Genomic DNA, 24,041 nt, shown 5'->3' on the forward strand with positions numbered 1-24,041 from the left:
AATCACCACGGTCACTTGCCCAGGAGCCAGACATGGCAGCTCATCGAACCGCATGCTCTTCGTTGCAGATCCTGCTGGCCTGCTGCTGGTTCGCTGCCTCGGCCCGGGCAGCCAGCGCTGGCGCGAGTCAGCAGCAAGGCGAGACCCCGGAGTCCATGAGCGCCGAGACGTTCGCCGGACTGGAGCTGCGATCGATCGGCCCCGCGCTCATGTCGGGTCGCGTGTCCGATCTCGCCGTGCATCCGGAGGACCAGAGCACGTGGTACGTCGCCGTCGGAAGCGGCAATCTATGGAAGACGACCAACGCGGGCACCACCTGGAACGCCATCTTCGACGACCAGGGCTCATACTCGATCGGCTGCGTGACGCTCGATCCGCGCAATCCCGAGGTCGTCTGGGTTGGCACCGGCGAGAACGTCGGCGGACGCCACGTCGGCTACGGCGACGGCGTGTACCGGAGCCGCGACGGTGGTGCGTCGTGGGAGCACCTCGGGCTGAGGGACTCGCAGCACATCGGGATGATCGCGGTCGATCCGCGTGACTCGGACACCGTGTACGTCGCCGCCGAGGGTCCGCTGTGGTCCCCCGGCGGCGATCGCGGACTGTTCAAGTCCACCGACGGCGGGCAGACCTGGGAGAAGATCCTCGGCGGGAGCGAATACACCGGTGTCAACGAACTACACCTCGATCCGCGCAACCCCGACGTCATGTACGCCGTGACGCAGCAGCGCTTCCGGAACGTCGCAGCCCTGATCAACGGCGGGCCGGAGAGCGGCATCCACAAGTCCACCGACGGCGGACGCACCTGGCGGGAACTCACCAGCGGCATCCCATCGGAGGACAAGGGCCGCATCGGCCTTGCCGTCTCGCCGATCGATCCGGACATCGTCTACGCGACCATCGAACTCGCCCACCGCCAGGGCGGCTTCTACCGCAGCACCGATCGCGGCGAATCCTGGACGAAGGGCGCCGAGTACATCTCGGGCGGCACGGGTCCCCACTACTACCAGGAGATCTTCGCAAGCCCGCACAAGCTCGACCGGGTCTACCAGATGGACGTGCGTGCGCACGTGACCGAAGATGGTGGCAAGACCTTCCGGCGGCTGCAGGAGACGCACAAGCACAGCGACAACCACGCGCTCGCCTTCAACCCCAGCGATCCCGAGTACCTGCTCATGGGATCCGACGGCGGCCTGTACGAGAGCTGGGACCTCGGCGAGACGTGGAAGTTCACCGCCAACCTCCCCGTCACGCAGTTCTACAAGGTCGCCGTAGACTATGACGAGCCGTTCTACCACGTCATCGGCGGCACCCAGGACAATGCCACCCAGTACGGCCCGTCGCGCACCGACAACATCCACGGCATCCGCAACTCCGACTGGATGATCACCGTCTTCGGCGACGGGCACCAGCCCGCGATCGACCCGACGAACCCCGACATCATCTACTCGCAGTGGCAGCAGGGAAACCTGGTGCGCCACGACCGCAAGACCGGCGAGATCGTCTACATCCAGCCCCAGCCGGGCGCCGACGAGGAAACCGACCGCTTCAACTGGGACGCACCCATCCTGATCAGTCCGCACGATCCGGCCCGCCTCTTCTTCGCGAGCCAGCGCGTTTGGCAAAGCGACGACCGTGGCGAGTCCTGGGTCGCCATCAGCGGCGATCTCTCGCGCGGCATCGAGCGGCTGACCGAACCGATGATGGGGCGCGTGTGGAGCTTCGACGCCATCTGGGACCTCTACGCGATGTCCAAGTACGGCACCATCACCTCCCTCTCGGAATCGCCGCAGCAGGCCGGCTTGATCTACGCCGGCACGGATGACGGGCTGATCCACGTGACCGAGGACGGCGGGCGGACCTGGCGGGCAGCCGGCCCGCTTCCCGAGGTGCCCGACTTCGCGTTCGTCAACGACATCAAGGCCGGCCTGCACGATGCCGACACCGTCTATGTCTGCCTCGACAACCACAAGGCAGGCGACTTCGCCCCGTACGCGCTCAAGAGTTCCGACCGCGGCCGCACCTGGACGTCGATCGGCGCCAACCTGCCCGACCGGCACATCGTCTGGAGGCTGGTGCAGGACCACATCAAGCCGGAGTTGCTCTTTGTTGGCACGGAGTTCGGCGTCTTCTTTAGCGTGAACGACGGGCAGGACTGGATCGAGCTGACCGGCGGCGTGCCGAACATCCCGTTCCGCGACCTCGCGATCCAGACGCGCGAGGACGATCTGGTCGGCGCGACATTCGGCCGGGGCTTCTACATCCTCGACGACTACTCTCCGCTGCGGAGTGTCTCCGAAGATACGCTCGAGCAGGACGTGGACCTCTTCCCCGTGCGCGATGCGTGGTGGTACGTGCCCCGTCGCACGCTCGGCTACGGCCAGAAGGCCTCCCAGGGCGACGCCTTCTTCGTTGCGCCAAATCCACCATTCGGCGCCACCTTCACGTACTACCTCCGGGAACCGCTCGAGACGCGAAAGGAAATCCGCACGAAGCGCGAGACGAAGATCGCCGAGACCGGCGGCGATACGCCCACGCCTGGGTGGGACGCGCTCCGCGAAGAAGAACAGGAAGAACCCCCCGCCGTCGTGCTCACCGTGCGCGACGCCAACGGCGACGTCGTCCGGCACATCACCGGACCAACGCAACGCGGCATCCACCGTGTGCAGTGGAGCCTGACCTACCCCTCTACCGATCCGTGGGTCGCGGATCGCGGCGAGGATAGCGTGTACGCCATCGGCGATCCAGACGATGGCGTCCTCGTGACGCCGGGGACATACACCGTGCACCTCTCGACGCGCGTCGACGGCGAACTGATCGACAGCGGAAAGTCGGAGCAGTTCGAGGTCGTGCCTTTACGCAAGAGCGGCACTCTGCCGGGCGCGTCCCCGAGCGATCTGGTCGCGTTCAATCGGGGCATCGCGGAGATGCAGCGGTCCGTAGCCGGAGCGAGGCGTGTCCTGCAGGACACGGGGCGCCGGCTCGGCGCTATTAGGCAGACCCTCGATCGGTCGATCGTCGACGACGCCACGCTCGGCGATGAAGTCAGGCTGATGGCGCGACGCGTCGCCGATATGCAGGAACGGCTCTCCGGCAACGAGCGGCGTGGCCTGGCGAATGACCAGGGGCCCGTCTCCATCTCGCGGAGACTAAGCGTGGCGCAGTTCGGGACCCAGTACGCGCTGCACGGCCCCACGCCGACACACCGCGAGTCGTATGACATCGCTCGGCGGACATTCGCCGACCTGAAGGCGGAACTGGATCGCCTGGTGACGCGTGAACTTCCGGAACTGGAACGCCGCCTCGATGAGGCGGGCCTGCCCTGGACGCCAGGCCGCGCCGTGCCCGGTCGCTGACCACCGCGACGCCACGCTCGCTGGCGCGGCGCTGCCCAATTTCGCCGGCATTCCGAGGGCGGCATCGACCACGCCGCCGTCCGCGGCGTGGGCCTACATATTCTCCGCAAGGAGGTGCGTCGTGAGCGATTTGCTGCCAATCCGATCCATGTTGTTCCTCGCCGGGGCCGCCGTGATCGGCTGCGCACCGACTCACACCCAGGGCGGTGAATGGGCGAGCGCCGGGACTACCCGGGGACCGCGGGTGGTTGCGCCCCAGGAGGGCATCCAGGCCCCCACGGCCGATGCCGCCGCCCAGGAAGCGGAGTCCGAAGAAGAACCGGTGATGAGCGCCGGTTCCTTCTCGGGGCTCAAGTTCCGCTCGATCGGGCCCGCCCTCATGTCCGGACGCATCGGCGACCTTGCCGTCAATCCCCACCGCGACGCCGAGTACTACGTCGCCGTTGCCAGCGGCAATGTCTGGAAGACGGTCAACGACGGCATCACGTTCGAGCCGGTCTTCGATGGCGAGGGCTCGTACTCGATCGGGTGCATCACCCTCGATCCCAACGACACCAACGTCGTCTGGGTCGGCACGGGCGAGAACAACTCGCAGCGTTCGGTCTCCTTTGGCGACGGCGTCTACAAGAGCATCAATGGGGGTGGCAGCTGGACCAATGTCGGCCTGCCCGAATCCGAGCACATCGGCATGATCGCAGTCGATCCGCGCGACTCGGACACCGTGTACGTCGCGTCGCAGGGGCCACTCTGGCGGTCCGGCGGCGACCGTGGCCTCTACAAGACGATCGACGGCGGCGAGACCTGGGAGCGCATCCTCCACGTCTCCGACGACACCGGGATCAATGAGGTCCACCTCGACCCGCGCAACCCCGACGTGCTGTACGCCTCCGCCTACCAGCGTCGGCGGCACGTCTGGACGCTCATCAATGGCGGGCCCGAGGGCGGCCTCTGGAAATCCACGGATGCCGGAGCCACCTGGAAGGAGATCAACTCGGGCCTGCCGGGCGAGGACAAGGGCCGGATCGGCCTGGACATCTCGCCGGCCGACCCCGACGTGCTCTACGCCATCGTCGAAGCGGCCAAGGGCGAGAGCGGCTTCTACCGCTCGGACGACCGCGGCGAGACCTGGACAAAGATGAGCGGCCACGCCACCACCAGCCCGCAGTACTACAACGAGATCGTCTGCCATCCCACCGATGTCGACACCGTCTATTCGCTCGACACGTTCATGCACGTCACCCGCGACGGCGGCAGGAGCTTCCAGGTCGTGCCCCGCATGAACCGGCACGTCGACGACCACGCGCTGTGGATCGATCCAGAGGATCCCCTCCACATGCTCGTCGGCTCCGATGGCGGCCTCTACGACACGCACGATGCCGGCGAGAACTGGCGGTTCATGGCAAACCTGCCGATCACCCAGTTCTACCGCGTCAACGTCGACAACGCCGAGCCCTTCTACAACATCTACGGCGGCACGCAGGACAACAACACGCAGGGCGGGCCATCGCGCACCACCGATCGCGGCGGCATCATGAACGAGCACTGGTTCATCACCGTTGGCGGCGACGGCTACGAGACGGTCGTCGACCCACAGGACCCGAATCTGGTCTACAGCCAGTGGCAGTACGGCGGGCTGGTGCGCCACGACCGGCGGTCCGGCGAGGTCGCCGACATCCGGCCCCTGGCGCGTCCCGGCGACGAGCCGTACGTCTTCAACTGGGATACGCCGCTCATCATGAGCCCGCACGACAACGAGCGGCTCTACTTCGCGGGCAATTTCCTGTTCCGATCCGACGATCGCGGCAACAACTGGCGGATCGTCAGCCCGAACCTCACCCGCGGCATCGATCGAAACACGCTCGAGGTCATGGGCGTGATCCAGAAGCCCGACGCGGTCGCCAAGCACAATTCGACGTCGATCTACGGCAACGCCGTCGCGCTCGACGAATCCCCCATCGCCGAGGGGCTCCTCTATGTTGGCACCGACGACGGACTCATCCATGTCACCGAGGATGGCGGCGAGAACTGGCGCAGGATCGAGCGCATCGAGGGCGTGCCGGAGAGGACCTACGTCAGCTGCCTGCACGCATCGATGGTCGATCCCGACGTCGTCTTCGCCACCTTCGACAACCACAAGATGGGCGACTTCGCCCCGTATGCCTATCGCTCCGATGACCGCGGGAGGACGTGGACGCCGATCACCGGCGACCTGCCCGAGCGCGACATCTGCTACGTCATCCGCCAGGACCACGCGAATCCGGATCTGCTGTTCCTCGGGACCGAGTTCGCGGCGTACTTCACCGTCGATGCGGGCCAGACCTGGATCAAGATGAGCGGCGTCCCCACCATCGCCGTCCAGGATCTCGAGATCCAGCGCCGCGAGAACGACGTGGTGCTCGGCACGTTCGGCCGAGGCTTCTACGTGCTCGACGACTACTCACCGCTCCGGACCATCAGCGAAGACGTGCTCACCGGCAAACCCGTGCTGTTCGGCGTCAAGGACGCGCCGCTCTACGTCGAGCGGAGCCGGCTCGGCCACACCAACGGCCGGGGATACCAGGGCGCCTCCTTCTACGCCGCGCCCAACCCCCCATTCGGCGCGATCTTCACCTACCACCTCGCCGAGAAGATCACCACGCTCGAAGAGCAGCGGCACGAGCGCGAAGATGAGGAAGGCTGGGCGTACCCCGGCATTGATGAGCTTCGCGCCGAGGACCTCGAGACTGCGCCGCGAGTCGTCCTCACGGTGCGCGACGAGGCCGGAGGCGTCGTCCGGCGCGTCGAGGGTGGGCGCGACAAGGGCTTCCATCGCACCGCGTGGGACCTGCGGTACCCATCGGAGCAGCCCGTCGAGCTCTCGAGTGGCGAGGTGTCGGACTTCGCACCACCACCGGCCGGCCCGCTCGTTGCATCCGGCACCTACTCGGTCACGCTCGATCTCTACCACAACGGTGCCGTCGAACGGCTCGCCGGCCCAGAGCAATTCGGCGTGTATGCGTTGGACCTCGCGACCATGCGGGACGCCGATCCCAGGGGCTCGCTGGCGTTTGCCCGCGAAGCCTCCGAACTGCGTCGACGGGTCGTGGGCGCCATCCGGGCGTCCGGCGAGGCCGAGAATCGCATCCGCTACCTGCGGCAGGCCATCCTCGACACGCCGGCCGCCGGCCCCGAGCATGACGAGCGACTGGAGACCATTCGCACCGATCTTGCCGGCATCCTCGTTGAATTGCGGGGCGACCCAACACTCCGCCGGCGAAATCGCCCGCAGGACCCATCGATCGGCGACCGCATCGGCGCCGTCGTCTCCGGCCGGCTGCGAGTCACCAGTCCACCGACCGGCACGCATCGCGAGCAGTACGATTTCGCGGCCGAGTCGTTCGCTCGGGCACATGCGGAGCTCCGCCGCGTGATCGATCGCTTGGTCGAGTTGGAGTCCGAACTGGAGGAACTGGGAGCACCCTGGACGCCCGGCCGGGTGCCGTCGCGGTAGCCCGGGCTACAGGGGTGCTTCCGAGGGATGCCAGGGCGACACGCCGCAACCGAGTCACGCGCCGTCGATGAGCGTGCGGGTGGAGTTCAGGGAGCCCCGAGTCGAACGATCCGATCTCGCGCGATCGCCCAGCTCGGTGACGACCACGCAACATGCCGGCAAGACCATCTCGATCAACGAATGGTGGACGACCATGCCGCCGCCGGACGTCGATGGCCGTGCTTTCCGTGCCGGGGATGCTCGCAAACCGGCGCCATGCCCGGTCGCCATCGCCTGGCCTAGCCGATCGCATAGAAGACCGCGGACGCGACCTCGCAGAGCATTTCGGGGTCCATGGGCTCGGAGATGCGCTCCAAACGGGCATCGCCGTAGAGCCATCCGTCGCTCTCGTGCCCGCGGTAGTCGTCGAAGGAGTCGCCATAAGCGGATTGCAGCGGCGGCCAGGTCGTGACGGCCGGGGCTCCCAGCGCGGGGCGGCCTCGAGCTGCGCCCGGTTCGCCCAGTTGCCCCGGTCGAGCAGGCCCGCCTCATCGATCAGGCCGGCGTACCCGTCGAGCCAGCCGATGGCCGCCTTGCTGGCGTACCGCGGGTGCACGTTGCCGAAGGCGCGCGCGGTCGACGACGTGTCTTCTCTCTCGTCGAACGTCGAATCGAGCGGCGGCTGGGACACCCACAGGTAGCCCTCGGTGTCCTGCGTGGCGACACGGAAGCGGGACGACGCGAACGTGATCAGCCCAGAAGGATCGAACGCCGCATCGAGCCGCGCGACGTGGTATCGCTTGGCGAGCATCCGCTCGTCCTGGTAGTCGCCGCCCACGAAGTCGCGGTTCATGCCGAAGCTGGGGAACACGCTGATCAGGTAGGTCCACGTATCGGTGCCGCCGGCGGCGACGGTCTGCTCGAAGTCGCGCAGGGTCCGGCCCTGATCGCCGACGTGCGTGGTGCCCCCACGGGAAGTCGACGTACGGCCCGAGGCGGGTAGGTCCATCGCTGGGAAACGAGCGGTCCGCTCAGGGCGCCAAACTCATCCAGGACGCCCTCGGACTGCTGCGCGGTCAGCGTGGCCGGCATGACAGCGCCGACGGAGTCGCCCGGGTAGGAATGCAACGCCTGCATCAGCGACCGCACCGCCGCCAGCGACTTCACGGTCGCGGCGGTCCGCCGCGATGAGCGCGGGCAGCAGGATGCCGGCTCTTCCTCGACTGCAGCTGAGAGGTAGTCGCAACAAGGCAAGGTCATGGCGTACATGGTCGGCAGCTTTCCTGTTTGACAGGAACAATTCCAGTCAAGCAGGATCTTGCCGCGCCCACGACGGCCGGCTGCATCTGCACTCGGTGTGGAACCGCAAGCTGCCCAGCCGAGACGGCACGCCCACGCGGAGCGCCGGCATCGCCTTCTCCAAGTTGGTGCACTACGGGTACGGCGGCCTGCTGCTGAGTGATCGCCGCCCCAGCGTCGCTGACCCGAACTCCGCGAGGAAGGGGCACCGCGCCTGGGTGGGCTACCGCATCTCGTCGCTGCCGCAGCCAACGCGGACGGTGATGTTCGCCGATTCGACTCGCCGGATCGTGGGCCGGCTGCTGCCCCAGAAGGACATCCTGCCGTCTATCGACGTGGCGTTCCGGGATGGCGCGGCACGGGCGGCGGCGAGTCCCCGCGTGCACGGCCGCCACTCGGGCAACGCCTCGTCGCCGCGGACGGCGCAGCCGTTATCGCGGTCGCCGTGGCCGACGTCGTGCTGGCCACAAAGCCGTCCGGCAGCACGCCGGTCTTCGACGCCATAGGGCGGGCCGACGGCATACGAAATTCTCAAGGTGGCCGTGCGATGCGGAGCCTGCCGCGCGGGCTCTTCGCACGGCCTTGTCGCTCCTGCCCATCACATCAAGACGCAGATCGACCGCCCCTAGCCGAGTTGGCCAACCAGCTCGTCGAGGTCCATCGCGTCCTTGATCTCGCGGGCCTGCACCCACTTGACGGTGGGCTGGCCGTCCTCGCCGCGGGTGATGAGCACGGTGCCACGGCTGGAGATGTTCAGGTCGGACCAGTAGAAGCCGTAGGCCTTGCAGACCGCTCGGTGCATGTCGGCCAGCAGGGTCTGCTTGAGGCCGAGCTGGCTGGCCCACGCCTCGTGCACGAAGAAGCTGTCGCAGGAGATGCCGACGACCCGGGCGTTCTTGGAGGCCCACGAGTCCATCTCGTCGGTCACGCACTTCATTTCGGCGGAGCACACGGGACTGAAGTCCATGGGGTAGAAGCAGAGGGCAACGTCCCCGTCGGCCAGGGCCTCGCTGAGCGTCCACTCCTCGCGGTTCTGGTCCATCAGCGTGAAGTCGGGCGCGGGCTCGCCGGCGGCGATGGGCGATTCGCGGACGGGCAGCTCGATGGTCGCGGTCATGCGGTCTGGTTCCTCTCGCGTGCCTGTGGGCGCTGCGTCGCGATGCACCGCGCCGCTCGGCGTATGCTAGGGCATGCCGACGACCCGACCGGCCGCCATGAACGACATCGCCGACGACGAGCTGCGGCGCCGCTATCGGGACGTCCACGAGCGGATCGAGCGGGCCGCCTCGCGGACCGAGACCGATGCCGCCTCGATCATCCTGGTGGCCGTCACCAAGCACGCCGAGCCCGAGCAGATCCTGCAACTGGTGCGGGCCGGCCACCTGGATTTCGGCGAGAACCGCGTGCAGCAGCTGCTCCAGCGGGCCTCGATGCTCAGCGAGCAAGCCGAGCGGATGCGCTCTCTGGGTGCGGCGCTGGGGGCGGCGGGCGCGAGCGAGCCCGTGCGGTGGCACATGATCGGCCAGCTGCAGCGCAACAAGGCCAAGCAGGTCGCCAGCGTGTGCCGCCTCGTGCACAGCGTCGACAGCCTGCGGGTGGCCGAGGAGCTCCAAGAGATCGGCCTCAAGCGGGAGGCCCCCGTCGAGGTGCTGCTGCAGGTCAACACGTCGGGCGAGGCGGCCAAGGCGGGCTGCCCCGGCGCCGCGGCGCTGCACGTCGTCGAGCAGATCCACACGATGATCCACCTGCGGCTGCGCGGGATCATGGCCATCGCGCCCTACAGCGAGGACCCCGAGGACAGCCGCCCGGTATTCTCGCGGTGCCGGGAGCTGTTCGAGGAAATCCGCACCGAGGGCCTCGTGGAGCGGTCGTTCAACATCCTGTCGATGGGCATGTCGGGCGACTTCGAGGTGGCGATCGAAGAAGGGGCGAACATGGTCCGCGTCGGCAGCGCCATCTTCGGAGAGAAGCGGGAGTAGCCCCGCGAGCGGCGGGTGCTACGCCAGGCCCGGCACGCCGCTGCGCCGGCCATTGTCGACGGCGCGCTGCAGCCAGGTGCCCGGGCACTGCGTGGCCGCCAGCTCGCGGTGCGTGCGGACGCGGGCCGGCGGCACGCGGTAGCGAAGCGCCTGGGCGCCCACGAAGCTGCGCAGGGCGGCGACGGCAGCGGGCGTGGGCTGCTCGTGCATGAAGTTCCCCAGCACCACGATGCCCAGGTTCCGCTCATTCTGGTCGCGGACGTGGGCGCCCTGGAGGTTCGTGGGGCGGCCCTCCCACACGCGGCCCGCCGGATCGATGGCGTAGTGGTAGCCGATGTCGGCCCAGCCCAGCTCGAAGTGGGCCCGCTGGATGGCCCGCAGCCTGTCGGCGGCGTCGCCCCTGGCGAGCATGCCGCTGGACGGCATCGCGTCGTGGTGGATCGTGATCCGCTGGATGCGGCGCATGCGGTCGGCCAGCAGCACGCGGGGCGGCTCGCTGGCCCACGCCGAACGCCGCTCGACGCCCATCGCCCCCACCACGGGCACGGGGGCCTCGACCGGGCTGCCCGACGGACGCGGACCGGGCACGTATGGGTCGGAACTCGCGGGCCACACGGGCGCGGGCAGCGCGGCGGTGGACCTCGGCCGGCCCGCGCAGCCCAGCATCAGGCCACCCACCGTGAGGCAGCCGAGCCCTAACACCTGCCGACGGGTTGCGCTCCGCTCCATGTCGCTGGTCATCGGCGTGGCCGCTCCAAAAAGTGGACATCTTTCGATGGCCCGCGAACGGGGCGTCCTGTACACTCGCCGCCTCGGCGGCCGGGCCTGGTTTTCGGCCCTACCGGGGCGTCCCGGTCGTGCCGCGAGGGGAGTTCGAAGACGATGCACCGATGCACCTTGCTTGCGCTCCTGGCGGCCGGCCTGGCCGTCCCCTCGAGCGCGCTCGCCGAAACGCTCGGCTTGCCAACGGTAGAGCTGCCGCAGGACCAGGCCGAGGTCGGCGAAGCGCAGGCCGACGGCGAGGCCGAGCCCGTCGACGAGGGCCCCGGCCCGCGGACCAGCTTCTGGTCGGGCTGGTCCCGCACGATCGAGCTGGGCCTGGACGGCGCCACGGGCAACACCGAGGCGTTCAACTTCCGCTTCGCAACGAGCACCATGCGGGAGACCGACTACCTCCGCACCGAGCTCTCGGGCACCTACGACTTCGGCACCAACGACGGCGAGGAGTCCAAGAACCAGGCCCGCGTCCTCGGTGTCAATGACTGGAAGGTGCCCGGCAAGCGGCACTTCTACTTCGGCCGCGGCGTATACGACTTCGACGAGTTCCAGGACTGGGACAGCCGGCTGCAGCTCTTCGGCGGCGTGGGCTACGAGATCCTCAAGGAACGCTCGCTGCTCGACGGCGGCACCGACAAGGCCGACCTCAGGGGCCGGGCCGGCGCCGGTGCCACGCGCGAGTTCGGCGGCGTGGACAACAGCTGGCGGCCCGAGGCGCTCATCGGCATCGAATTCGACTGGATGATCAACGAACGCAGCTCGTTCGACGCATACAGCAACTTCTTCCCGGCACTGGACGACCTGGATGCCCGCATCGAGAGTGGCGCGAACTACGACATCCTGCTGTCGGAAGAAGACTCGCTCACGCTGCGGCTGGGTGTCGAGCACCGCTACGACACCGAGCCGGGCGACGCGAATCGCAGCGACTTCGAGTACTACATCCTGCTAGTCTACGAGTTCTAGGGCATTCTGCACGAGGAGATCGCGTCATGCTGTACATCCAAGATGATCCACAGGCAACCGGAGCGACCACGCCCGAACCCCAGCCCGAGCCGACCGATCTCGAGCAAGCCGCCAGTGGCTTGTGGGAGAAGATCACCAGCGGCAACCTCGACCAGATCACGCTACCGGAGGTCTGGACGGTCCTCCAGCCGGTCGTGATCGCCATCGTGCTCATCATCGCGGTCTTCTTGATCGCTGGATGGGCCCGCAAGCTGACGATCAAGGCAACGACGAAGGCCCGCGTCGAGATCACGCTGGCCAAGTTCTTCGGCAATCTCGTCAAGTGGGCCATCATGGTCCTGGGCGCCATCACGGTGCTCCAGACCTTCGGCGTGGAGATGACCAGCTTCGCCGCGGTGCTGGCGGCCCTGGGCTTCGCCATCGGCCTGGCGCTCTCCGGCACGCTGGGCAACGTGGCCGCGGGCGTGATGCTGCTGGTCTTCCGCCCGTATCGCGTGGGCGACGTGATCTCCGTCAACGGCGTGACGGCAAAGGTCGACGAGATCGAGCTGTTCACGACGACCTTCGACACGCCCGACAACCGCCGCATCATCATGCCCAACAGCGACATCTTCGGGTCGACCATCGAGAACATCTCGCACCACGCGACGAGGCGGGTCGATGTCGCCGTCGGCACCGCGTACGAGGCCGACATCGACAAGGCCCGCGAGGTGCTCATGGAGGCCGCCCGGAACGTCGAGGGCCGGCTGCCCGACCAGGAGCCCGTTGTCTACCTCGGCGAGCTGGGCGGTTCGTCGATCGACTGGGCGGTCCGCATCTGGGCCAACGCGGCCGACTACTGGGCCGTCAAGGAGCGGGCGACCCGCGACATCAAGGTCGCCCTCGACAACGCCGGCATCGGCATCCCCTACCCCCAGCGCGACCTGCACGTACCCGGCCCCATCGAGGTCAAGGTCACGAACTAGGACCGCCTGCTTCTACAATGCGGCAATTCACCGAGCCCCTCGTGCATGCGAGGGGTTCTTGCTTTGGTTGCCGCGTAGCCCGGCGAGCCACTTCGCCCAGATGCTCAGCACGAGCAGCATGTACAACCGCTGCGAGTGGTCCCGCCCTTTCCACGGGTTCAGCGACCGCTCGCCGGCGGCGTCGTGCTCTCGGAGCATCCTCTCGACAAACCCCAAGTCGATCTCGACGCCCGCCCCGCCGAGCCCCGGGAACGGGTCGGCCGACTGGAGATGGTCGTAGAGCAGCTGCCGCATCCCGCCGTAGTCCTCCCGGAACCACCGGCCGATGGGGATGGCGAAGCCCTGCTTGCGGCGGTCGACGACGTGGGCGGGCAGGTACTCACGGGCCACCCGCTTCAGCAGGCCCTTGCGCTCCCCGCCCGGCATGAGGACGTCCAGCGGGGTGCGCAGCGCGGCCTCGACCAATCCACGCGCCAAAAAGGGCGCGCGAACTTCCAGCGCCACGGCCATCGAAGCCGTGTCGGTCTTGCGGAGCAGGTCGTCTGGCAGGTAGTGCGTGAAGTCGTGCGTCAGCGGATCGTTGACCCGTGCGAACTCGTCCGAACCAAGCCGCTCCCCATCAGCCGACGGCACCAGCCGCCGCAAGTCGGGCGTCTGGAAGATCGCCAGCAGCTCCTCGTACCCGCCGTGCCGCGCGGCGACCGCGAGCCGGGCGAGGTAGTCGCTCCGCGAGCCGGGCGTGCGTCGATCGAGCAGCCGATCGGGCACCAGACGGAGCAGGCGATGCCAGCGATTGAGCGTCGGCGTGATCGCGTGCCGCCGGTAGCCGCCGAACAGCTCGTCCCCCCCATCACCGCTGAGCGCCACCTTGATGTGCTCGCGGGCGGCCTTGCATAGCCAGAACGTGGGCAGCAGCGAGCTATCGCCGAAGGGCAAGCCGAGTTGCTGGATCAGGTGCACCATATCGCCCGCGGGATCGGGCTGGCACTCGAGCGTGGCGTGGTCGGTGCCAAGGGCCCGGGCGGTGTCCGCGGCCGCCTCGGACTCGTCGAAGCGTGCGTCCGGCATGCGGACGGTGAAGGTCTTGAGTTCGGGCAGCTCCCGCTTCGCGATGGCGGCGATGAGGCCCGAATCGACTCCGCCTGAGAGGAAGACACCGAGGGGGACGTCGGCTTCGAGGCGCTCGCAAATCGACTTCGTTAGGAAGTCCTGCAGCAAGCCGGCACTCATGCAGCCGACACCTCGCACGGGCTTCGCGGCCTGAACCTCTTCGCTCGACATCGCACCGGGACTGAATCGTCCCACCTCGGTCCGCGGATTGCACTCGTTGCTGGACGCTGGAAACGTGTGAACGTGGTTGGAGAGCGTGGAGCTACTCGCTCCAAATCGAATCCACGATCTAGCCTGCGGCTGGCGATCCACAAACCGCCCCATGGGCCTTAGACTGCGTGCGACGATGTCAACCGAGGGCAACGTGCTTGAAAAGCACAAGTCATAACCCGACCGCTGATCGTTGTCGTGGTAATGCTTGATCGGGTACTTCGAGGCAAAGTACAACGGCTTCTCGCCGGACAGGTCGCGTGCCAGGTACACTTCGCATCGTTCACGGCACCATGTGCCCAACGAGAACATACCTTCGAGCTTGGCCGCAAGGGGCTGACTCATCGAGTAGCTAGGCCCCCACGCCCGCCACCCATGCACCAGCACCTCGGTGTCGCTGTGGTCCGTCTCCAAGCGATACCCCAGCGCCCCCAGCTCCATCCGCAGCTCGTGCTGGTTGTAGATGCACCCATTGAACACCACCGCCACCAGCGGCCGTGCCGGGCACAACTCGTGCGCCAGCTTGGGTTCCTCGCCGGGCTGGTAGGTCAGATCGGGCCGCAGCCGCTCGCCGTCGTGGACCATCGGCTGGTGGCCGCCTTCGTGGTCCAGGATGCTCAGCCGCCGGTGGACGAACGCGACGTCGACCACCGCGCCGTCGGGCCGCATCGCGCGATCGCGGAAGCGGCCCTGGCCGTCGGGCCCGCGGTGCTTGATGCCCTCGTCCAGCACGTCGAGCCAGGCCTCGGGGATGGCCTCGAGCGGGGGCGGCGGCGTCTGGCCGGCCGGGTGGATCCGCAGCACGCCGGCGAGGCCGCACATGCCGGCTAGACCGCCTCGCGCTCGCGCGCGGGCTCGCCGGCATCCGAGTCGTCGTCGAAGGGCTCGCGTGCCTCCTCGGCCTCGCGTTCCCGCTCGTGCTGCTCGACGAACCCGGGCTCGGTGCCCACGCCGTAGTGGTACTCATCGTCGCGAAAGGTGCCCGTCCAGATGCCGCTGATGGTGTGCAGCGTGCGGGTGACGAGGATGGCCGTTACGAAGCCGAAGACGAACGCCCAGCTCGCGCGGATGTCGCCGTACTTCTGCAGGCCGTACATCAGGCCCATGGAGACGACGGCGAACACGGGCACGAGCGCGAGCCGCTCGGCCTGCACGCGGCCGGCGTCGGCGAAGAAGTTGCGGCGGTGCCTGGGCTTCTCGATCCGCGGCTGGTTCTTGTGGATCGCCCGCGGCCGCCAGTGGTTGGCCACCCAGTGCAGCCCGAAGTAGACCGCGACGTCGAAGACCGTGTCGATCGCGTAGGCGATGAGCGAGATCAGGAACTTCTGGTCGGAGCCCAGCCAGCCCGAGATGAGCGCCACGGGCCCCTTGGCCAGCGCGATGGCCAGCAACCCCGCCGCCACGAGGTTGACGTTGATGTTGACCACCCGCTTGCGCTGGTAGTAGCGAACGACCCGCCCTGGCATCGGCGGATCGTAGCGATCCGATGGCGGCCGCTCGGCCATCGCGGAACCCCGCACGCGGCCGATCACCCGACCGGCGCCGCCCCCGCCTGCACGCTGGGCCGGCCCACGCTGTAGTGGTTGAAGCCCAGCTGGGCCATCTGGTCCCGCTTGTAGAGATTCCGCCCGTCGAAGATCGTCGGCTCGGCCAGCCGGCCCAGCATCCTCTTGAAGTCCGGGGCCTTGAATTCGTCCCAGTCGGTCGAGACCACCACGCCGTCGCAGCCCGCGAGGCAGTCGTACATGTCCCCCACGATCTCGGCGGGCACGCCCATGGCGTCGAGGGCCTGGCGGCCGGTCTTGTCGGCCACCGAGTCGTATGCCCGGATGCTCGCGCCCCGCTCGTGCGCCAGCCGCATGAGCGTCAGGGCGGGCGCCTCGCGGACGTCGTCGGTGTTGGGCTTGAAGGCGATGCCCCAGAAGGCCAACGTCTTGCCCGAGAGGTCGCCGCCGTCGGGCGCGTAGTGCCCCATGATCTTGTCGAAGAACAGCCGCCGCTGCCGCTGGTTGACCTCGTGCACCGACCGCGAGAGCTGGGCCTCGAAGCCGCTGGCCTCGCCCATGCCAATGACCGCGAGCGTGTCCTTGGGGAAGCAGCTGCCCCCGTAGCCCAGCCCGGGGTAGAGGAACTTGTTGCCGATGCGGCTGTCGCTGCACATGCCCTCGCGGACGCGGCTGATGTTGGCGCCGTAGCGCTCGCAGAGCATCGCCATCTCGTTGATGAAGCTGATCTTGGTCGCCAGGAAGTTGTTGCTGGCGTACTTGACCATCTCGGCCGACGGAATGTCCATGATGAAGATCGGGTGGCCGTTGCGGGTGAACGGCTCGTAGATCTCCTGGAAGCGTCGGGCGGTCAGGTCGTCGGGATCATCGGGGTGCTCGACGCCGCACACGACGCGATCGGGCTTGTTGAAGTCGATGATCGCGTCGCCTTCCTTGAGGAACTCCGGATTGTCGCCGACGGTGAAGGGGATGTCGGGCCCGACGCGGTCTCGGATGCGGTCGCGGACCGCCAGCGTCGTGCCCACGGGCACGGTGCTCTTGACGACGATGGTCTTGGGCGTCTGGCCCGGGCCGAGGTCCTTGATGACATGGGCGATGTCGTCGGCGGCCTGCATCACGTACTTCAGGTCGGCCTTGCCGTCGGCGCCGCTGGGCGTGCCCACGCAGATGAAGATCATCTCGGCGTCGCGATAGGCCTCGTCCTTGTCGAGCGTGGCCTTCAGGCGGCCGGCCTTGAGGTTCCGCTGCATCAGCTCGGTCAGGCCCGGCTCGTAGATGGGGCACTCGCCGCGGTTTATGGTGTCGACCTTGTCGGGGATCACGTCGAGGCAGACGACGTCGTTGCCGGTGTTCGCGAAGCAGACGCCGGTCACCAGCCCGACGTAGCCCGTCCCAACCATCGTGAGCTTCATGCCGCTCTCCCGGTGCACGCGGCCGCGGTGCCGCCCAAGCACGATTGAGTCTATTCCCCCGCCATTGCCGCTCGTGGGGCCCGCCAGGCCGGGTGTACGCCGGGCGAATTCACCGTGTTCATCGGCGAGACTCGCGGCCGGCTTCCGCTACAGTCCGCCCCATGCCACAGACCAAGAACAAGCCCAAGAGCAAGTCCAAGGGCTCGAAGAAGGGCGGCCGGTCCAAGCAGCCCAAGAAGCCCCGCTTCACCGCCGCCACCGCCGATCGCCACGTGCTCTACACGCTGGCGGTCCAGAACGTGGAGAGCGAGATCGACTTCGTCGACGAGACCTACCACGCGATCCGGGGCCGCCACGCAAGGCGGCTCCGCGAGGACTTCTGCGGCACCGCGGCGACCAGCTGCGAGTGGATCCGCCGCCGCCCGCTCAACGAGGCCGTGGGGCTCGACATCGACCAGGCCACGCTCGACTGGGGCCGCGACAACGAGCTGGCCAGGCTCACCAACGAGCAGCGGGCCCGCGTCTCGCTCCGCGCGCGGGACGTGCGGGCCCCGGCGCAGGACGAGCGCGACATGGACGCCGTCCTCGCGATGAACTTCAGCTACAACGCGCTGATGACCCGCGAGGACATGCTCCGCTACATGCGGAGCGTCCGCCGCTCGCTCGCGCCCGGCGGCCTGTTCTTCATGGATTGCTACGGCGGCCACGAGAGCTTGATGGAGCAGGAGGAGCCCCGCAAGTGCCCTGGCTTCACCTACGTGTGGGAGCAGGTCCGCTTTAACCCCATCACGCACAACCTCCAGTGCGCGATCCACTTCGAGTTCCCAGACGGCACCGAGATGCGCGACGCATTCACCTACGACTGGCGGCTGTGGACCATGCCCGAGCTCCGCGACCTGCTGCAGGAGGCCGGCTTCGAGAAGAGCACCGTCTACTGGGAGGGCGACGACGGCGACGGCGGCGGCGATGGTGACTTCCAGCCGACCGACGACGGCGACGCCTGCGCGTCCTGGATTGCCTACATCGTGGCCGAGTAGGCCGCCAGCGACGCCTCCAGCACCGCACGCACGGCCCGGGCCGAGGCCTCTAGCTCCAGCCGCGGCTGCTCGGGATCGCCCAGCTGGCCGGGCAGCATCGGCAGGTGCACGAACCCCGCCCGCAGCGGGCGATCCTCGGTCGACGCCAGGTGCAGCGTGCGGTACAGCACGCAGTTGCACGTGAAGGCGCCGGCGGTGTGCGATCCCTGGGCCGGCACGCCGAGCTGCTGGATCGCCGCCACGCACACGTCCACCGGCAGCGTCGAGGCGTAGGCCAGCGGGCCGCCCTCCACCAGCTCGGATGCGGGCAGCTCCGCGCCGTCGTTATCGGGGATCCGCCCCTCCGCGAAGTTGAGCGCGAAGCGCTCCACCGTCACGCCCTTGCGGCGGTGCGACTGGCCGCAGGCGACCACGAGGTCCGGCTGGTGGGCCTCGATCAGCGACGCCAGCACGGGCCACGCACCCGCCCAGGTCACCGGCAGGATGCCCGTCCGGAGGTCGATGCCGCCAAAGTCCTCGGCCGCAACTCGCTCGACGGCGCGCAGCGACGGATTATCGTCCGAGCCGCCGAAGGGCTCGAACCCGGTGAGCAGCACGGTGGGCGCGTCGGGCATGGGGCATCGTTGGCGCGGGCCGGGGCTATGTTGCGGGTGTCGATTTCCCTGGAGAGCTGGCGCGCCCTCGCAGACAGCGGCCCCGATCCCGCCCTGCTCGCCGTGCCGACGCGGCCCACCGTCGCCGACCTCGCCGCGCTGCGGAAGCGCTGGCCGGCAGGCGTCGTGGCGGCGGCGGTCGAGGCCACCCGGGCACGCGACAAGGCATGCCGCAAGCTCATCCCGGATGTCGCCGAGCGAATCCTCGCCGACGCCGCCGGCGTCGAGGTCGCCTCGAGCGCCGAGGCCGCGGCCCACAAGGCCCGGCTGCTCGCGCCGCACGCAACTCGGGGCGGCGTGCTGGACCTGTGCTGCGGCATCGGCGGCGACGCCATCGCACTGGCGGCGGAGGGGGCCCGCGTGCTCGCCGTCGACGCCGACCCCGTGCGAGCCTGGATGGCCGGCCGCAACGCCGGCTGCGAGACCGCCGTCGGCGACGTCACGACGAACAAGTGGCTCGGCCGGGTCGAGGGCGGGGTCGTCCACCTGGACCCCAGCCGCCGCGACGTCCTGGGCCGCAGACACCGCTACACCGACTACCAGCCGGGGCCGGAGGCGATCGCCGCCATCGTGCGGCGGGCAACGGCGGCGTGCGTCAAGCTGGGCCCGGGCGTCGATTTCGACGAGCTGCCCGGTAGCCCGCCGCATAGCCAGCAAGGTGGCCCGGCCGCCACCATCGAGATGCTCAGCGAGCGCGGGCGGCTCACCCAGGCGCTGCTATGGACCGGCGAGGCGGCCCGGTCGGACCAGGGCCGGCGGATCGCGACCATGCTGCCCGCCGGCGAGAGCTTCGTGGCCGAGCCCGCCCCGCTCGCCGACCCGTTCGACGAGCCTCCCGACGAGCCGATCGAAGCGTTCCTGTTCGAACCCGACCCGAGCCTGGAACGGATGGACCTCCTCGGCCCGTTCGCCCGGACCGTCGGCCTGCGGGCGATCCACCCCGCCGTCGGCCTGCTGACGGGCCCGGAGGTCGTAGCCTCCCCCTGGCTCACGCCCTTCCGCGTGCTCGAGATGCTGCCCTGGCGGCCCAGGCGGGTGCGAGCTGCGTTGCGGTCGCTGGGCGGGGGCGTGGTCTCGGTCAAGACCCGCGGCGTGCGGCTCGACACCGACGACCTCCAGCGAACGCTCCGAGGCGACGGTGACTGGGCGCTGGAGGTCTTCGTGCTGCGGCTCGGCGACGCACGCGTCGCGGCCATCGCCGAGCGGGGCGGGCCCGGCTAATTGCGCGGAGCGTCGCCCGAGGCGACCCGCTCGCGCTCCTTGGCGCGGAAGATGGCCGCCCACAACGCCGGGTTGACCATCACCATGAAGCCGCCGACGGTCGCGGCCGCGAGGCCGGCGAACGGATTGATGAAGTACGCGAACCCGAGCGAGGCCATGATGATCGCCGCACCCACGACGAGGAACACCGCCCACATGCGGCGGACGCCCATGCCGGGGTAGGCCGGCCGGCCCTCGGGCGAGATCCGGCCCACGTCCTCGGCGGACACGTCCAGGGCACCTCGATTCGTGCCGCCCTCGGGGGGCGTCTCGCTGTCGGCCATCGCATCCTCGCGATTGATGAAGAGAAGTGGCGAGGGAGGGACTCGAACCCTCGACCTCAGGGTTATGAATCCTGCGCTCTAAACCAGCTGAGCTACCTCGCCAGGGCCGTGCCGGACCGCGTCCGGCGGAGCGGAGATGATAGCCGGAGCCACCGCGCTCGATGCCGCTGGAGCCGGCGCGGACGCCCCGGATTCCTTAGCTGGTCTGCGGGTTGGGCCTCGCCGCGGGCTCGGGCACCGGATCGGCCGTCGGGCTGCCGGCCTCCGCCGCGGCATCGGCCCGGAAGGCAGCCTCCCGGGGTGCCGTGCCCTGCGCGGGATCCAGCTTCGCGGGATGCTCGCGGCCAGAACTCGACCCCGAACCGGCGGTCGAGCTCTCGGCGTCGATCTCGTCGGTGATGCCCTTGACGCCCCGCTTGAACTCGACGATCGCCTTGCCGACGTTGCGGCCGACGTCCGGGAGGCGGCGGCCGAAGAGCAGCACCGCGATCAGCAGGATGATGCCGAGCTCCTGCCAGCCCAGCGGACCGATCAGTCCCAGCATCGGGGTCAATGTGTGCATGGCGTCCTCTGGTAATCCAAGCGGCGCGGGGCCGCGGAGTCAACCGCTGCGCGGATTGTCCTCGCCCCGCACAACGCCTTGCGCCGCAGCGGATTGCGTCGATCACATGCCAAGCCGCACCAGCACGTCGTCCAGGATCGACCGTGCCAGCACCTCGTCGGGCAGCGGCTGCGTGGTGATCGATACGCCGACCCTCGACGGCGTCAGCCGCGTCCGGATAACGACTCGATCGAGCGCATCCCGAGCCGCGCTGCGGGCCTGCCGCCCCACCACTCGGCCCGAATCGCGGCTGACCTCGTCTTCCTCGATGGCGTAGCCCCTCGTCCGCAGCGCCGCCACGCTTGCGTAGTGCGCCCCCGGCACACGAACGGCGTCGGGCAGCTCGGCGTGCAGCGTGCGGCCGCGGAAGCCCGCGACGATCTGCGATTCGCCCTGCGTCCGCTGGTAGGTCTCGCAGCCCGCGATCGAGAGTGCCGCGATGCACGCGACACCGATCGCTATGAGTCCGAATCGCCGCCGTCGCGCTTGGGCATCCATCGCTGCATGTCGAGATCGGCCGGATCGATGTCGAGGCCTGAATCGCGGACGATGTCGCGCAGCTCGTCGGGCACGGACGGCTCGTCCTGCTCCTGCGTCGAGGAGACGGACGGGTCGGGGGCGGGCTCATCGAGCTGGGGCTCGGGCGACGCTTCGGGCGAGCGTGGCGCGGGCCTGGGGATTCTCAGCCGCTCGCCCGCGACGCTGCTCTTTGGCTTGGGCCTCGGTGCGCCGCGGAGGGCGGCCAGGGAGATGTCCGCCACCCCGCTGCCGTCCGTCGCCCGCTCGCCGTCATCGGCGATCGGCGCGTAGCCGAAGAGCGTCATCCAGTAGTCAACGGCGTACTGCCGCAGCGGCACTTCCTGGGCAAAGCCGGGAATCGGCGCGGGGCCGCGGCGCTCGCTGTCCCGCACCAGGTGCCGCAGGAAGCTGTCGGAGGCCAGGCTCCTGGCCCTCCGCTTGCGCGCGGCGCGGACGAGGCGGCGGTCGTTGCTCACCACCGTGAGCCGCCGCGGCGCGGTGTCGCGATCGATCAGCAGCTCGATGACGTCGTCGGCCTCGCGCTGCGATCCGCTGTAGACCACGTCCAGCCCCGCGACCTCCCGGCCCGTGGGCGCAATGTTGGTGGTGGCGGCCTCGGTGCCCGCCGGCTCGGGCGTCTCCGCGGTGAACGCCCGCCGCGGCGCAGCACCATCGCACACCAGCACGGCGGCCCGCGATCGGTAGCGGCTCGCGGCGATCAGCCGGGCGAGCGTCGGCACGTCCAGATCGGCCACGTGCTCGGGGAGCACCAGCGGCACCATCAGCACATTGGAGGTGTCCACCAGCAGCATGGCTCAGGCCAGCATCGCGCGGGCCCGGTCGACGACCCGCGCCCGCCATCGATCATCCGCGGCCCCGTTCTCGGGCACCTCGGCGGCCACGCGGCGAACCAGCGCGTCCAGCCGCCGGCCCCGCTCGAGCGCCTCGGCGTAGGGCACGTTCGAGAAGCTCACGAGGTTGTACAGCGGCGTGACCCGCTCGCCCAGTTCGGCCTCCAGTCCCGCGTGGATGGCCTGCTCGACCTTCTTGTGGTAGAGGAACTCAGGGTCGGCCACCTTCTCGCGCATCTCGACGAAGTTGGCGATCGCCATGTCCGCAATGGCGTTGGCGTTGGGCACGCGGCACGCGCTAAACGGCGCCAGCACGTCCTCGATCGCCCCGCCCGCCTCGTCGATCATCTCGGCCAGGATGCGGCAGTCCTCGAAGGCCGCGTTCATGCCCTGCCCGAAGAACGGCACGATCGCGTGCGAGGCATCGCCGATCAGCAGGCTGCGGCCGCGGTGCCACGGGTTGCAGCGGATGGTCACCAGGCTGCTGGTGGGATTGCCGCGAAAATCTTCGACGAGCGTGGGCATGAGCACGCGGGTGTCGGGGTAGTGCTCATCGAAGAAGCCGCGGAGTTCTGCGTCGCCCAGCGCTTCGACGCGATCGAAACCATGGTCGCCCTCGTAGGGCCAGAACAGCGTGCACGTGAAGCTGCGATCGGGGTTGGGCAGGGCGATCATCATGCTGTCGCCCCGCGATCCCCGGGCGGGCCAGATGTGCAGCCCCTTGGGATCCATCGCGAAGCCGCCCCACGCCGAGGCGGCACGCTCCGGCGGATCGGCGAGGTCGGCCGCCGCGGGGATGTGCAGTTCCTTGTAGCCCGCGTCGAGGTAGTGCTGGCTGTAGTCGAATCGATCGGTCGTTTGCATCGCCTGGCGGACGGCGCTGAATGCGCCATCGGCGCCGATCAGCACGCGGCCCCGCAGTTCGGCCTCGCCCTCGGGCGTCTCGAAGGTCGCCCGGGCGTGCTCGAGGTCGACGTGCGTGCAGCGGTGCGAGAACAGCAGCGTGACCTTGGGGTGCCGGTCGGCGGCCTCGAGCAATGCGAGGTTCAGTCCGCCCCGCGAGACGCTGCGGATGGCCTCGCCGGCGTGCTGGCTGTAGGCCTGGAAGACCGTCCCCTCGCCGCTGGCGTCCCGGAGCGTCGGCGGGTGCATGATGCGGCCCGGCATCGGCAGCGCGTCGGCGAGGGTCTCGTCGCCCAGCCCCGCGGCCCGCAGCGCCGTGATGCCGCGCACCGACAGCGCCAGGTTGATCGAGCGACCGCCGACGTAGCCCTTGGCGCGGGGGTCGGGACGCCGCTCGGCCACGACGACCTCGAAGCCACGCTCGGCCAGCAGCACCGCCAGCAGCGAGCCGGCCAGCCCGGCACCGGCGATCAGGATGGGGGCCGACGTGTCCATGGGCAGATTGTAACGACCACGCGTCGGCGTCCGGTTTGGCCGCGTGCGACCCGGGGATCAGCCCCCGCGGCCGCGGGGGCCCCCCCGCCCCGACACCCGGCCGACCAGGGCCGCCAGCGCCTGGAGGTCCTGCTCGTCGCAGATGCGGTCGGCCTGGGCGGGCTCGACGCCGATGTTCTTCAGCGCAGTGCGGGCGGTGGTCCACAGCCGCTTGGGGTTCTTGCCGTCGGCCGTGGCGAGGTAGAGCTCGGAGACGACCTCGCCGAGCTTGGCCTCCATGATGGCGTCCTTGTTGGCGTAGTAGCGGCCGACGATCTTCTGCTGGTGGGCGCTGAGGTCGGGTCGCTTGGCCATGGCGGAGTGTACTGGTGCCGGGGGGTGTGCGGGCCGGGC

At 69.0% G+C, this 24,041-nt stretch carries 20 protein-coding genes and 1 tRNA gene; 8 read left to right on the plus strand and 13 right to left on the minus strand.

Annotated elements, in window-relative coordinates:
• The first annotated feature begins 155 nt into the window (after window positions 1-155).
• The 3 genes from AAFX79_12040 to AAFX79_12050 all read left to right on the plus strand — a co-directional run bounded on the left by AAFX79_12040 (window position 156) and on the right by AAFX79_12050 (window position 8,630).
• Window positions 156-3,356 carry a glycosyl hydrolase gene (locus AAFX79_12040; protein ID MEO1009286.1) on the plus strand — a complete coding sequence of 1,067 codons (3,201 nt, stop codon included), beginning with the start codon at window positions 156-158 and terminating at the stop codon, window positions 3,354-3,356.
• A gap of 244 nt (window positions 3,357-3,600) precedes the next feature.
• Window positions 3,601-6,846 (plus strand): glycosyl hydrolase, encoded by a 3,246-nt coding sequence (locus AAFX79_12045; protein MEO1009287.1) that lies wholly within the window; start codon window positions 3,601-3,603, stop codon window positions 6,844-6,846.
• 1,334 nt (window positions 6,847-8,180) lie between these two features.
• On the plus strand, window positions 8,181-8,630 hold the full coding sequence (locus tag AAFX79_12050) for a hypothetical protein (GenBank protein ID MEO1009288.1): 450 nt from the start codon (window positions 8,181-8,183) through the stop codon (window positions 8,628-8,630).
• Window positions 8,631-8,749: 119 nt separating this feature from the next.
• Here the strand turns inward: AAFX79_12050 and AAFX79_12055 are convergent, their stop codons facing one another.
• Window positions 8,750-9,241, minus strand: coding sequence for a redoxin domain-containing protein (locus AAFX79_12055; GenBank protein ID MEO1009289.1), 492 nt, complete (start codon window positions 9,239-9,241; stop codon window positions 8,750-8,752).
• 73 nt (window positions 9,242-9,314) lie between these two features.
• Here AAFX79_12055 and AAFX79_12060 point away from each other — a divergent pair, with 73 nt between their 5' ends.
• Window positions 9,315-10,103 (plus strand): YggS family pyridoxal phosphate-dependent enzyme, encoded by a 789-nt coding sequence (locus AAFX79_12060; protein MEO1009290.1) that lies wholly within the window; start codon window positions 9,315-9,317, stop codon window positions 10,101-10,103.
• 18 nt (window positions 10,104-10,121) lie between these two features.
• Here the strand turns inward: AAFX79_12060 and AAFX79_12065 are convergent, their stop codons facing one another.
• Window positions 10,122-10,844, minus strand: a complete 723-nt coding sequence (locus AAFX79_12065; protein MEO1009291.1) for a peptidoglycan recognition family protein — start codon at window positions 10,842-10,844, stop codon at window positions 10,122-10,124.
• A 141-nt stretch (window positions 10,845-10,985) separates the two neighbouring features.
• Here AAFX79_12065 and AAFX79_12070 point away from each other — a divergent pair, with 141 nt between their 5' ends.
• A complete protein-coding gene (locus AAFX79_12070; GenBank protein MEO1009292.1) occupies window positions 10,986-11,843 on the plus strand; it encodes a DUF481 domain-containing protein in 858 nt (285 codons plus the stop codon).
• Between the two features lie 26 nt (window positions 11,844-11,869).
• A complete protein-coding gene (locus tag AAFX79_12075) occupies window positions 11,870-12,808 on the plus strand; it encodes a mechanosensitive ion channel domain-containing protein (protein MEO1009293.1) in 939 nt (312 codons plus the stop codon).
• Between the two features lie 27 nt (window positions 12,809-12,835).
• Here AAFX79_12075 and asnB read toward each other — a convergent pair whose 3' ends face one another.
• The 3 genes from asnB to AAFX79_12090 all read right to left on the minus strand — a co-directional run bounded on the left by asnB (window position 12,836) and on the right by AAFX79_12090 (window position 17,045).
• On the minus strand, window positions 12,836-14,950 hold the full coding sequence (asnB, locus tag AAFX79_12080; GenBank protein ID MEO1009294.1) for an asparagine synthase (glutamine-hydrolyzing): 2,115 nt from the start codon (window positions 14,948-14,950) through the stop codon (window positions 12,836-12,838).
• Between the two features lie 5 nt (window positions 14,951-14,955).
• A complete protein-coding gene (locus AAFX79_12085) occupies window positions 14,956-15,594 on the minus strand; it encodes a hypothetical protein (GenBank protein ID MEO1009295.1) in 639 nt (212 codons plus the stop codon).
• 62 nt (window positions 15,595-15,656) lie between these two features.
• Window positions 15,657-17,045 carry a UDP-glucose/GDP-mannose dehydrogenase family protein gene (locus AAFX79_12090; GenBank protein MEO1009296.1) on the minus strand — a complete coding sequence of 463 codons (1,389 nt, stop codon included), beginning with the start codon at window positions 17,043-17,045 and terminating at the stop codon, window positions 15,657-15,659.
• 161 nt (window positions 17,046-17,206) lie between these two features.
• On the opposite strand from AAFX79_12090, the gene AAFX79_12095 reads away from it, so the two are divergent.
• Complete coding sequence (locus AAFX79_12095) at window positions 17,207-18,082, plus strand: class I SAM-dependent methyltransferase (protein ID MEO1009297.1); 876 nt, start codon at window positions 17,207-17,209, stop codon at window positions 18,080-18,082.
• Here the strand turns inward: AAFX79_12095 and AAFX79_12100 are convergent.
• Window positions 18,064-18,696, minus strand: coding sequence for a pyroglutamyl-peptidase I (locus tag AAFX79_12100; protein ID MEO1009298.1), 633 nt, complete (start codon window positions 18,694-18,696; stop codon window positions 18,064-18,066). The genes AAFX79_12095 and AAFX79_12100 overlap by 19 nt on opposite strands.
• Window positions 18,697-18,732: 36 nt before the next feature.
• Here AAFX79_12100 and AAFX79_12105 point away from each other — a divergent pair, with 36 nt between their 5' ends.
• On the plus strand, window positions 18,733-19,956 hold the full coding sequence (locus tag AAFX79_12105) for a class I SAM-dependent methyltransferase (protein ID MEO1009299.1): 1,224 nt from the start codon (window positions 18,733-18,735) through the stop codon (window positions 19,954-19,956).
• On the opposite strand, the gene AAFX79_12110 is transcribed toward AAFX79_12105, so the two are convergent.
• The 7 genes from AAFX79_12110 to AAFX79_12140 all read right to left on the minus strand — a co-directional run bounded on the left by AAFX79_12110 (window position 19,953) and on the right by AAFX79_12140 (window position 24,002).
• Window positions 19,953-20,279 (minus strand): hypothetical protein, encoded by a 327-nt coding sequence (locus AAFX79_12110; protein MEO1009300.1) that lies wholly within the window; start codon window positions 20,277-20,279, stop codon window positions 19,953-19,955. The two genes, AAFX79_12105 and AAFX79_12110, sit on opposite strands and share 4 nt — an antisense overlap.
• Before the next feature lie 27 nt (window positions 20,280-20,306).
• A tRNA-Met gene (locus AAFX79_12115) sits at window positions 20,307-20,381 on the minus strand.
• 94 nt (window positions 20,382-20,475) lie between these two features.
• Window positions 20,476-20,841 (minus strand): twin-arginine translocase TatA/TatE family subunit, encoded by a 366-nt coding sequence (locus tag AAFX79_12120; GenBank protein ID MEO1009301.1) that lies wholly within the window; start codon window positions 20,839-20,841, stop codon window positions 20,476-20,478.
• A 102-nt stretch (window positions 20,842-20,943) separates the two neighbouring features.
• On the minus strand, window positions 20,944-21,378 hold the full coding sequence (locus AAFX79_12125) for a hypothetical protein (GenBank protein MEO1009302.1): 435 nt from the start codon (window positions 21,376-21,378) through the stop codon (window positions 20,944-20,946).
• Window positions 21,339-22,211: an NYN domain-containing protein gene (locus tag AAFX79_12130; protein ID MEO1009303.1), complete on the minus strand. Its 873-nt coding sequence runs from the start codon at window positions 22,209-22,211 to the stop codon at window positions 21,339-21,341. The genes AAFX79_12125 and AAFX79_12130 overlap by 40 nt, the downstream gene beginning before the upstream one ends.
• A gap of 3 nt (window positions 22,212-22,214) precedes the next feature.
• Entirely contained in the window at window positions 22,215-23,648 is a 1,434-nt protein-coding gene (locus tag AAFX79_12135; protein MEO1009304.1) for an NAD(P)/FAD-dependent oxidoreductase, read from the minus strand.
• 57 nt (window positions 23,649-23,705) lie between these two features.
• Window positions 23,706-24,002 (minus strand): hypothetical protein, encoded by a 297-nt coding sequence (locus AAFX79_12140; protein MEO1009305.1) that lies wholly within the window; start codon window positions 24,000-24,002, stop codon window positions 23,706-23,708.
• Between the last annotated feature and the right edge of the window lie 39 nt (window positions 24,003-24,041).

It is taken from the genome of Planctomycetota bacterium, assembly GCA_039819165.1.
GTDB lineage: Bacteria > Planctomycetota > Phycisphaerae > Phycisphaerales > UBA1924 > JAHCJI01.